11 protein-coding genes are annotated in these 11295 nt (G+C 55.8%); 7 read left to right on the top strand and 4 right to left on the bottom strand.

The window, feature by feature from the left end:
• Positions 1-20 precede the first annotated feature (20 nt).
• Positions 21-1646, top strand: a complete 1626-nt coding sequence (locus tag PN477_RS02505) for a CHAT domain-containing protein (RefSeq protein WP_272117454.1) — start codon at positions 21-23, stop codon at positions 1644-1646.
• Here PN477_RS02505 and PN477_RS02510 read toward each other — a convergent pair.
• On the bottom strand, positions 1643-2656 hold the full coding sequence (locus PN477_RS02510; RefSeq protein ID WP_272117456.1) for a succinate dehydrogenase/fumarate reductase iron-sulfur subunit: 1014 nt from the start codon (positions 2654-2656) through the stop codon (positions 1643-1645). The genes PN477_RS02505 and PN477_RS02510 overlap by 4 nt on opposite strands.
• A 664-nt stretch (positions 2657-3320) precedes the next feature.
• Between PN477_RS02510 and PN477_RS02515 the strand changes: the two genes are divergently transcribed.
• A complete protein-coding gene (locus tag PN477_RS02515; protein ID WP_272117458.1) occupies positions 3321-3710 on the top strand; it encodes an AbrB family transcriptional regulator in 390 nt (129 codons plus the stop codon).
• A 124-nt stretch (positions 3711-3834) separates the two neighbouring features.
• Here the strand turns inward: PN477_RS02515 and PN477_RS02520 are convergent, their stop codons facing one another.
• The 3 genes from PN477_RS02520 to PN477_RS02530 all read right to left on the bottom strand — a co-directional run bounded on the left by PN477_RS02520 (position 3835) and on the right by PN477_RS02530 (position 6760).
• Positions 3835-4044 (bottom strand): hypothetical protein, encoded by a 210-nt coding sequence (locus tag PN477_RS02520; RefSeq protein WP_272146959.1) that lies wholly within the window; start codon positions 4042-4044, stop codon positions 3835-3837.
• 118 nt (positions 4045-4162) lie between these two features.
• The gene (locus PN477_RS02525) at positions 4163-5686 is read right to left on the bottom strand and encodes a hypothetical protein (RefSeq protein ID WP_272117460.1); all 1524 of its coding nucleotides are present in this window, start codon (positions 5684-5686) and stop codon (positions 4163-4165) included.
• Positions 5687-6091: 405 nt separating this feature from the next.
• Positions 6092-6760, bottom strand: coding sequence for a diacylglycerol/polyprenol kinase family protein (locus tag PN477_RS02530; protein ID WP_272117462.1), 669 nt, complete (start codon positions 6758-6760; stop codon positions 6092-6094).
• 78 nt (positions 6761-6838) lie between these two features.
• On the opposite strand from PN477_RS02530, the gene yidD reads away from it, so the two are divergent.
• The 5 genes from yidD (at position 6839) to PN477_RS02555 (ending at position 11031) form a co-directional block, all read left to right on the top strand.
• Positions 6839-7087 (top strand): membrane protein insertion efficiency factor YidD, encoded by a 249-nt coding sequence (gene yidD / locus PN477_RS02535; protein WP_272117464.1) that lies wholly within the window; start codon positions 6839-6841, stop codon positions 7085-7087.
• Positions 7084-7821 (top strand): M15 family metallopeptidase, encoded by a 738-nt coding sequence (locus tag PN477_RS02540; RefSeq protein ID WP_272117466.1) that lies wholly within the window; start codon positions 7084-7086, stop codon positions 7819-7821. The genes yidD and PN477_RS02540 overlap by 4 nt, the downstream gene beginning before the upstream one ends.
• A 171-nt stretch (positions 7822-7992) precedes the next feature.
• Complete coding sequence (locus PN477_RS02545; protein WP_272117468.1) at positions 7993-8409, top strand: DUF3110 domain-containing protein; 417 nt, start codon at positions 7993-7995, stop codon at positions 8407-8409.
• A 7-nt stretch (positions 8410-8416) separates the two neighbouring features.
• Entirely contained in the window at positions 8417-9340 is a 924-nt protein-coding gene (gene murQ, locus PN477_RS02550) for an N-acetylmuramic acid 6-phosphate etherase (protein ID WP_272117470.1), read from the top strand.
• Positions 9341-9534: 194 nt separating this feature from the next.
• On the top strand, positions 9535-11031 hold the full coding sequence (locus tag PN477_RS02555) for a site-2 protease family protein (protein WP_272117472.1): 1497 nt from the start codon (positions 9535-9537) through the stop codon (positions 11029-11031).
• Positions 11032-11295 lie beyond the last annotated feature (264 nt).

Genomic DNA, 11295 nt, shown 5'->3' on the forward strand with positions numbered 1-11295 from the left:
TACTGACCCGTTCCGGAACTATGCGTCATGGTGATTGTCTGGACTTGAGCTTGGCTTTAGTCTGTCTAGAATCAGCCGGCCCCGAACATTTTGCCATTTGGGTAATTAAAGCTCCCTTTCCGGGGGGCTACGTTCACTATGACGGTAAGTGGTCGGTGGAACTGACCCAATGCTGGGTCGCTTGGCAGCAGATGTTTGCGTCCCATCCTCAGCCCCATCTGCCCGTGCTGCACGAGCCGTTCAATATTAAAGATGCGTTTCAACTGTCGAATACTGACGAGACAGTGCCCCAAAGCTATAGCGGTCGGTTGATGCAGGAACTCGGGGTGCAGTTGTGGCGGTGGCTGTTACAGGGGCCGGTGCGGAATACCTTTGCCCAGAGTTGGGGCATGGCCCAAGGCCAACGGGGGATTTTGCGGCTGCGGTTTGATATTCGTGACCCGAATTTGATCCCGCTGCCCTGGGAAGTGATGCAACCTGCGCCGGGAAAACCTGCGATCGCCCTCAATCAAAACATTCTTTTCAGCCGCACCACCAGCGATGTAGACCCCCTTAGTCTTGTCCCCACCCAAGATCAACTGCGGATTTTGTTGGTGTTGGGCCAGAGCAGTCATCCCCAGACGGGCGATCTCCAACAGTTGAACCTCCAGCAAGAAGCCGAACTCCTGGCCCAGGTGATTAATCCGACGGTGAAGGAGATGAGCCACGGGGACAACCGCAGCAGCGATCGCGTCGCCATTGACCTCAACACCCTGATCCAACCCACTCCGGTGCAACTGATCCGCACCCTCGAATCCGGTCGCTACAATATTTTCTTCTACGCGGGCCATGGGATGCCGGGCCCCGATGGCGGGTTACTGTTTCTCCATCCCCAGGCCATGTTAAACGGTACGGAACTGGCTCAGGTCTTGGTGCGTACTCAGGTGACGTTGGCTCTGTTTAATGCCTGTTGGGGAGCCTACCCGGAACAGCAGGAGCAAACGGCGATCGCCCGCAGCAGTTTAGCCGAAGTGCTGATCCATCATGGTGTGCCGGCGGTGGTGGGAATGCGTGATGCGATCGCCGACCAAGAAGCCCTCACCTTTATCCAACATTTCACCACCGCCCTCTCGAAACGCCTCACCGTCGATCACGCCATGGCGGTGGCGCGTCAACAACTCTTGACCTTGTATAAATTCAACCAGCCCGCCTGGACATTGCCCATCCTTTATATGCACCCCGATTTTGATGGGGAACTGGTGAATCCGATCCCCGACGGCATCACCGAACTACCCACCCTCTTGCCCGAAGGTGGCCAGCGCCAAGTGATGCCCCTGGCCATGGTGCGATCGGTGGTGGAGCGCGATCGCATCTGGTCGATTCAAGGTGGCCTGATGCGCGTCGGTCGCCGTCCCGACAATGACCTCGTCATTCAAGAACGGTGGGTCAGCCAAAACCACAGCGAAATTTTTTACCGCGACACCGCCACCCAAGCCACGGAAACCAACTATTTTCTCCGCGACTTTTCCCGCTTCGGCACCTTCATCGCCATGCCGAACCAAGATTGGATGCTGGTGCATCACCACGAAGTCCGCCTCATCCCCGGCACGAAGCTCAAATTTGGCAGTATCCAGGGACAAGAACTAGAGTTTTGGATCGGCGATTAAACCGAGTCCGGTTCCTGGGGGGAGTCTTGGGCCTGTTGATACGCTTGGACGGCGGTGATCAGCGATCGCACCTCCGCCGTCCCCTCCGACGGCTCAAACATCAGCGGAAACTTACCCCGCGCCAACATTCGGAACCCCAGCGGCATCACACTCAGCAAGCCCTTCACATCCTGAAAATAATTCCCCACCACATAGATCCCAAACTTCCGCTCATCCACCCAGCCCCCTGCCTTAACCAAATCCACCAACACCTTCCGGTGGCGAATCGGGCGGCTACTGGTTTTGTCATGACGAGCTAACAGTTCATGCTTAATCTTGCTGATCTGATCCAACGGAGCCACCTCCATCGGACAGACCGCATTGCATTGATAACAGCGCGTACAGCCCCAAACGCCATCCAAACTGTTATACTGCTCGATCCGGGCCTCCGTTTGGGTGTCGCGGGTATCCGTCACCAAGCGATTCGCCTTCGCCAACGCATGGGGGCCTAAAAAGTCCGGATTAAACGCCTTACTATTACATTCGGAATAACAAGCCCCACAGAGAATACAATTCCCCATTTGATCCAGGCGCGATCGCTCCTCCGGGGTTTGCAGAAACTCCCGCTCCGGAACCGCTCGCCCCTGGGTACTCACATAGGGATCAACCGCTTCAAGATCATCCCAAAACTGCGCCATGTCCACCACCAAATCTCGCACCACCGGCAAATTTCCCAGCGGTGCGATCGTGATTTGAGGCGTTCCATCGGCCGCCTGCGTGCCAAAACGAGCCACCTCCTGACTCACATTCTCCTTACAGGCTAGGGTCGAACGTCCATTAATTCGCATCGCACAACTGCCGCAAATGGTATTCCGACAATTCTTCCGAAACGTTAACGAACCATCCTGCTCCCATTTAATCCGATTCAAGCAGTCGAGAATGGTTTCGCCCGCTTCCACCTCTAGCCCATAGTGCTGGGCATAGGGTGACCCCTGCGGTTGTTGGCGCAAAATATTGAAAGTGACTTGCATTGTTGACCGATTTTGTGATGAAAAAATGAAGAAAGGAGCATCGCTCATCGCCTGAGTCTTTCTCCCCTGACCCAAGGCGCTCTACTGCCCTCAACCGCCACAGAGCCAAGGCCTCCAGCACCACCGATGCCTTCTAGCATGACTAATTAACGCCATCGTGCGAGCCATCCTCTCCCCTATCAGTTTAAGCGATACATTCCTCCCCCCTTACTGTTACATTAGAAATCTTTCTAAAGACCCTCGCGCCCGATCAACCGGGCCGGATTGACGCGATCCCTGTCATCTGTTGGCCGCAATATCATCGTTGAGAGTAACAGTCAACATCACACCGCTCGCAACAATTTGCGCTGGCTCACCCCCTGACTTTGAAGCACGGTCAATATTAAGGTTTGTAGATAATTTAGTCATGGTCGTGATGATCATGACCCACCGATTCAAGGCAGCGTCTAAGGATGAGAATCTGAAGATCTGAAAAGAGTGCCAATCAAAATCAGGAAACGCCTTCGCCTCAGGTGATTTTATTAGGCTTCTCACACCATTTTTCAAACTTTTTCTGAGAAATGATGTCACAATCACAGAGTTTAGCGATATAGTTTTTAGTATGACGAAAGTGATCAGTCATTACACACTGAAAGCATGACACTAAAGGAGATCTATTACGATCATGTCTGCCACTCCATTAACTGGAAAAGCTCTACTCCAAAAAGTCAAGGAACTCTCTGAAGCGCCTCGCCGTGAGACGGCCAAGCAATGCGGATACTTCACCAAAAGCAAAACCGGAAGTATCCGGGTTAACTTGACTGAATTTTATGACGCTGTCTTAGCCGCAAAAGGTGTTGCCCTTGATCCAGATGGTGCGAAAGATGGACGGGGTCGAGAACCGACCTATCGGGTGAGTGTTCATAAAAACGGTCAGATTGTCATCGGTTCGACCTATACCAATGCCATGGGATTACAACCGGGTGATGAATTTGAAATCAAGTTGGGCTATAAGCATATCAAGCTCAATAAGCTTGACGAAAATGGTGCCGTCGCTGATAACGACGACAACTAAGATGCCATAGCGCATCGGCAAAATTGCCGATCTGTTTGAGATGAAGGTGTTCTCCGGTTTGGGGAATGCCTTTTCCTGTGTAGTGCGAAGGGGCGAAATCTCGGTGACGCGATCGCCCCCCAATCTATAGCCTAAAAATATCCCACCATGGGGGATATTCCCCCAGTTTGGGGTCGAGAATCTTGCCACTTTTTCCCCGTTTAACCGGAATTCCCCCCAGGAGAAGCGCCGCAAAAACGGGCCAGGCGTGGGCATCTCCCCCCCCCCGGAGGATGCTTTTGATTCGCCCGGCCAACCGATTAAAAACCCACCCTAAACTTTGACAGCTTGTCAAAGCATCGGGTGCAGAAGATTATGGCGCTGGAATCCTCCACAAAAGACACCCCGATCGCACCAGGTCAGCGGTGCGATCGGGGTTTGTTGATCATCCTTAAGATCACCCGTAAATGTCGTTAGCGACAGCGTCCCCCAGACCCCGCCTCGACATCTGAACAGGGATGATCCGGAACCGCATCACCCGTATCGCGGTAGGGGCGTACCTTCACATCCTGCACCTGACTCCGCGCCGTAATCGGGTAGCGAGTTCCCGATGGTGCATGGACATTGGCCACCCATTCGTACACCGAGGCATTCCCGCCCAGGGGTGCAGGGATGAAGTCATTATTCCGGCGCTGCATCGTGCGGACATGGACGAGATGGGTGCAGTTTTCTACGGCAGGGGTTCCGGCGATATCTTTCTGGGAACAGTTGCGATCGAAAATCGAATTGCGCACAATCACATTCTGATGGCGCACATTCCCCCCATCAAAATCCGATGCTATATAGATGGCCCCAGAGGTTTCATTCCCCGCTGTGTTTTGGCTGAAGGTGGTGGCGTTGATCACCACTCGGCTGTTTAATCCGGTAGAGAGTACCATCGCGCCGCCGGCGGTTTCGTTTTTGCGCGGATCGGGGACGCGCCCAGCAGCATTGCCCACGAAGGTAACCCGGTTGAGGTTGAGGTTAAGGTTGGCATTGCGCCCCCCTGCCCACAGGGCCCCCCCTTCTTGATCGGCCCCATTGTTGGCAAAGACCACATCGGTGAGGCTGGCGGTAGACTGTCCCCCGGCATGGGCAAAGCGGATCGCGCCACCGCTGCCGATGCCGGTGCTGGGATTTAAGAGGGCTTCGTTATTGATGAAGGTGGAGTTTTGCACCGTCACATTAACGCCGTTGCCGTGGGAGAGGAACGCTGCGCCGCCTTCGTGTTCGGCTTGGTTCCCTGCAAAGCGACTGTCTTGAATCAGGATGGGGCTGCGTTTATTCAGGGTGTCGTAGGTGTAGAGAGCGCCGCCGCTACCGTCTAGGCCATTGCCTCGGCGGCTGCGATTGTTGAGGAGGGTTGATCCGGTGAGGCGGAGATCGCTGGTGTTGGTGAGGATGGCTCCGCCTTGGGCGGCGGTGTTGCCTCGGAAGGTGCTGTTTTTGAGGTTGAGGATGGCTTTGTAGTTACCACAGATGGCCCCGCCGCGCACGCCGGAGTTATTTTCAAAGGTGACATTATCGGTGGTGAGGGTTCCGAAGGTGATGTGGACGGCTCCCCCTTCGCAACTCATGTTGTTTTGGCGGTTGCGGACGTTGCCATTTTTGAGGGTGAGGTTTTCGAGGCTGAGGTTTTTGGTGGTGCGGAAGATGCGGGTACGGTTTTGGCCGTTGAGGGTGAGGTTGGGGCTGTTGGCTCCGTTGAAGCGGAGGGCTTTGGTGAGTTGGAGTTCGTCGTTGAGGGTGATGGTGCTGTTGGCGGCACAGTTGAAGGTGATGGTTCCGTTGTCGGGGGTGTCGGCGATCGCAGCCCGCAACCCGGCTTCATTACATTGGGTGACGGGAACGGCTTGGGCGGCGGCGAATGGATCAGCGATCGCTCCGATCACGCCGGCACAAAGGAGGGCAAGGAACACAGGCGATCGTGGGTGGAGGCGGTTGAAAACGTGAAACATAGTCAAAAATAATCGGGTGGTCGCGGGACGAAAGACAGCACTTCATCATAGTTGTGTCTTCGGTCATTATGGAAGGAATTCGCGCTCCTCCCCTGGAGGCAGTCGGCCAATTTCTAAGCTGGGCTACAGAAGATTACGGAAAAAATAATTCAATTGAATGGAATTATCTTGCCAGCTTACGAGAAAATACGCAATTCACCGGAAGACCCTCGCCCTCGATTCCCTTGGGGATTGCCTCGTTATTGCCCCCGTTTTCCCCTGAATGGTGCTCTTTTTCGAGGGGTGGCATACCTAGAGGATGGTTTGAATTGGTGTCGCCGCGCTGATTACTCCCTTTTTTTACCTATTTTAAAAGTGGGACGGCATCGGATTGACTGCTGTGGCAGGATTGCCGGGGTTTAAAACCTATAACCAATGGCTGAGATAGGCACAGATAAAGGCGCTGCCAAGGGGGACGGTGAGGTTATCAATTCCCAGTTGGGAGATCGCTTCAAGGCCGGTGGCGGCGATCGCAACTCCCACCGCCACGAGCCACACCAAGCCACTCGCGCCATAGACTGCCGTGAGGATCAGGCCGGTGACGAGGAGGCTCGCGATCGCCATCGTCCCCGTCCCTTCCATACTTTTACGATTGCCCCACAGGTGGTAGGGATGCCGTCCGAAGCGTTGACCGATAATCGCCGCCAGACCATCCCCCCACGCCATGATCAGAATGCCGATCACGGCGAAATGGGCGCGATCGGGAAAGAAACACAGGGCCACCAGACCAATGCTCACCGCATAGAAAAACGTGCCTAAGCTTTTGCGCCCCACACTATTAATACTGGGCAAAATCGGCAACACATAGGAAACCAAGGCGATGATACTGGCCACCACAGACGCACCGATGATCTCCCAGGCGGGAATCTGGAGCCACCAAGCCAAGAGCAGCACTTGACCCGCGCCGATGTGGACGATTTTGCGGGAGGTTTCCGGGCTGGTGTGGCGGAAGCGATTGAGACTTTCGGCGATCGCAACCAACATGACAAGATAAAGAGCAACCCCACTCATGGGCATCAGATCAGCAGTCGGCATGGTCACGCATGGATAAACGACGATCGGGTTGATTTGATTGCTGCGAGTGATGCGGCATTCACTTCGATCCTAAGACCTATGAAAGCATTATTATTGACGTTAATTCGCGGCTATCGTCTGCTGCTCTCGCCCCTGTGGTTGCCCACCTGTCGGTTTCAGCCCACCTGTTCCCAATACGCAATGACGGCCATTGAACGGTTTGGCCCAGGGCGGGGCGGACTGTTGGCGGTGCGACGCATTTTACGCTGTCACCCCTTGCATCCGGGGGGCTATGATCCTGTGCCGCAAGCAGAAGAGAGATCTAATCATCAGGATTCCAGCCTATGAAACCCTATCAACAGATTGCGATCGCTGACTGTGGCGAACCCCTCGTGCCGATTCCCCACGGTCACTTTGACGTCGTATCCCCCCATCCCTACGTGAAATTGGGGGCAGATTATGGGGGGAAGTCCCCTTACTTTTTGCGCTCCGGTGTGTTAGAGGCATTGCAGCAGGCGCAAATTTACTTACAGCAAACCGCACTATACTCTCACTTCGGTTTGCGATTGCAAATTTTTGATGCCTATCGCCCTGTGGCAGTGCAGCAATTCATGGTGAACTATGCCTATCAGGAATTAATTCGGGCGCGATCGCTCGATCCCGGCCACCTCAGCCCCGACCAACAAGCCGCTCTCTGGGAGGAAGTCCATCAATTTTGGGCCGCCCCCAGCCTCGACCCCGCCACCCCACCGCCCCACAGCACCGGAGCCGCTGTCGATCTCAGCCTCGTTACTGATCGGTACTGCGAGATCAGCATGGGCGGCAAGATTGACGAAATTTCTCCCCGCTCCCACCCCGATTACTACGCCACCGCCACAACTTACCAGGAACGCAGCTACCACCGATTCCGTACCCAGCTGCGAGATGCGATGGAGCGGGCGGGGTTTCGTCAACACCCGAATGAGTGGTGGCATTTTTGTTTAGGGGATCAAATGTGGGTCTGGTTGAATCAGCAAGACCAACTCAACCCGCCCCAGCAGGCGCGATATGGCCGTTATTGTGAGCCAAAATTCACCCCATAAACCCCCGTTGATTGGCCCTCATCCCCGGCCCTTCTCCCCCAGGAGAAGGGAGTCCAACGCCCTCGCCTGGGGGAGAGGGTTGGGTGAGGGGTTTGAGGCAGGTGAGGAAGCGATCGCACAGATCCGATATTCTAGAAAGGATAGAGTCAAGAGTTAACGTTAACAGTCGCTATGCTTGCACCTAGACGAGTTTTTGTCCTCCTCATCAATGCGGGTACGGAAAATGAGGGCATCCACACCATCCAAATGGGAGGGCAAAATAAAATCTTGATGTTTGAAGACGAAGAAGATGCGGCCCGGTATGCCCTGTTACTCGAAGCCCAAGATTTCCCCACCCCCAGCGTTGAGGAATTTCCCGCCGAAGAAATTGAAGAGTTTTGTCAAGAAGCGGGCTATGACTTTGAACTTGTCGAGTCGGGGCGTTTAGAAATTCCCCCGGAAGCCAATGTGGATCATCCGACAACGGCTCTCGACGAGACGACAAAACCGACCCCACCCACCGAGGATGTGCCGGAACGGGAGCGGGCCGGGGAAATGAGTGATGCTGAACTCGAAGCCCAACGCCGTTTTTTAGAAGGATTGCTATAACCCTGCCATGGAGCATTTAACCTCACGCGGGCATCTCCTCACGGAGCAAAATAACCCCAACAGTCAAACCCTCGATCAACTCAGTGCGGTGGAATTGGTGGATCTGTTTAACCAAGAGGATGCCCGCACCTTAGATGCGATCGCTGCTGCCCGTCTGGATCTGGCCGCTGCCATTGATCTCACCGCTGCGGCCCTGGCGGCGGGGGGTCGTTTGTTTTATGTGGGGGCGGGAACCAGTGGCCGCTTGGGGGTGTTGGATGCGGCGGAATGTCCCCCCACGTTTTGCACGCCGCCGGAGTTGGTGCAGGGGATTTTAGCCGGGGGAGCCGGGGCGATGTTTAAAAGCTCCGAGGCCTTGGAGGATCGTGCTGAGGATGGCGCAGCGGCGATCGCAGACCACGGGATTACCGCTCAGGATGTGGTGGTGGGCATCACCGCCGGGGGCACAACGCCCTACGTCCATGGGGCGTTGGGGAAAGCACGATCGCAGGGGGCGAAAACGATTTTTCTCGCCTGTGTGCCTGCCGAGCAAGTCCCCTGTGAGGTGGATGTGAATTTGCGCCTCCTCGTCGGCCCGGAAATTCTCGCCGGGTCAACCCGCCTCAAGGCCGGAACCGTGACCAAACTCGCCCTTAATATCCTCTCCACGTCGGTGATGGTGAAATTGGGCAAGGTTTACGGCAACCGGATGATTGATGTGGCGGTGACGAATACGAAACTGCGCGATCGCGCCCTGCGCATCCTCCAAGACCTCACCGACCTCGATCGCCCCGCTGCCGAAGCCCTCCTTGATGCCAGTGGCCAATGGGTGAAACTCGCTCTCCTGATGCATTGGGGCAACGTTGACGCAGAGCGGGGCCGTCACCTCCTGACCCTCCACGCAAACCACCTCCGCAACGCCCTCGCCGCCGCTAACGGGCAAGGGGCTTAAGCCCCTTGTTCTCCTGTTGTCCTCGTCGCAAACTACCTCCGCAATGCCCTCGCCGCCGCTAACGGGCAAGGGGCTTAAGCCCCTTGTTCTCCTGTTGTCCTCGTTCTCACTAGCCCCAGCCCTGCGATAACTTGTAGCCCTTTCCCATTCAACGCTAGGCTAAAGAAGCTTTCCGCACCCGCCCTCTAAATTTTATGTTTAGTCATTCAGAAGCGATCGCCACCCTTGCCATCATCGCCGTTGCCTCCGGATTCTTGATCTGGGGGTATAACCGCGCCAAGCCCTACGGCAAACTGGGCGTTCTCGCCTGGTTACAATCCGTCGTCCTGATTGCCCCGTGGCTGGTCTTTTTCGGCCTCGTTGCCCTGGGGGTCTATATCAACTTTGTGTTGATTATCCTGCTCCTCGTCGGGTCATCGGGGGTGTATATCTACCTCGGTAATCGTCTCCGGGCCGAAGGTCAAGACGAAATCATCCGCCAACGGGCCGCCCAACGCCTCGCTGCCGAAGCGGGCGAAACCGCCGCCGATGGTAGCACGCCCTCCACCGCTCTGAATCTTGAACCGGACACCTCCCCAATTCCCGTCGAAGACCTCCAAACCATCAAGGGCATTTTCGGCATTGACACCTTTTTCGCCACGGAAACGATCGCCTACCAAGATGGGGCCATTTTTCGGGGCAATCTGCGGGGGGAACCGGATACGGTGTACGATCGCCTCTCGACTAAACTCACCGACCTCTGCGGCGAACAATACCGCCTCTTTCTTGTGGAAAGCCCCGACGGTAAACCCATCGTCATCGTCCTCCCCAGCCGCAACGACCCCCAACCGATGACCCTGGGCCAGAAAAATCTCGCGATCGTTCTCCTCGTCGCCACCCTCGCCACCAGCATCGAAGCCGCTAGCCTCCTGCTGGGGTTTGATTGGTTTAGCGATCTGGGGCGTTATTTGGAACCGATCCCCATTGCCCTAGGCTTGTGGATCATTCTCGGTGCTCATGAATTCGGCCATTGGTTCTACGCCCAACGCTACAACATCAAACTAAGCTGGCCCTTCTTCCTCCCCAGTTGGCAGATCGGCACGTTCGGCAGCATCACCCGCTTTGAATCCCTCGTTCCCCACCGTTCCGCCCTTTTTGATGTGGCGATCGCTGGCCCCGCCCTCGGTGGGCTGCTCTCGTTTTTGATGTTGATGACGGGGTTAGTTCTTTCCCATCCCGGCAGTCTGTTCAAACTTCCCACCCAATTTTTCCAAGGCTCGATCCTCGTGGGGACGTTGGCGAAAACGATTTTAGGGAGCCAATTGGAGAATGCGATCGTTGATATTCACCCCCTCACCGTCATCGGTTGGCTTGGCCTCGTGATCACCGCCCTCAACCTCATGCCCGCCGGTCAACTGGACGGGGGCCGGATCGTTCAAGCCATCTATGGCCGCAAAACCGCCCGCCGCACGACGATCGCCACCCTTGTCGTCCTCGGCATCGTCGCCATCTTCAACGCCGCCAACCCGATCCCCCTCTATTGGGGCATCGTCATTCTCTTCGTCCAGCGCGACCTCGAACGCCCCAGCCTCAACGAACTCACTGAACCCAACGATGCCCGCGCCGCCCTCGGCCTCCTCGCCCTCTTCTTAATGTTGGCAACCCTGATCCCCCTCAGCCCCGGTTTAGCCGGTCGCCTGGGGATTGGTTAGGGTTTGAAATTCGCTAGGGAGCGATGTTCGCCTCTCTAGGCATAGCTACTGCTTATACAGAACGTTCTAAGGTTGACCTCCCCTGCGTTTAATCCCCCTCTGTAGTCAAGGCAGCGAGCTAGAAGGAGTGCATCCCAGTTATGCAATCCCTCACCCAACCCTCTCCCTCAGGAGAGGGCTTTTGGCTCCTTTCTCCTGCGGGAGAAGGGCTGGGGATGAGGGTGCTCCCTGGCGAGCCATGGGAATCTGCAAAAGTGGGATGCA

Origin of the sequence: Spirulina subsalsa CS-330, from assembly GCF_028330765.1 — a bacterium.
GTDB classification, from domain to species: domain Bacteria; phylum Cyanobacteriota; class Cyanobacteriia; order Cyanobacteriales; family Spirulinaceae; genus Spirulina; species Spirulina subsalsa_A.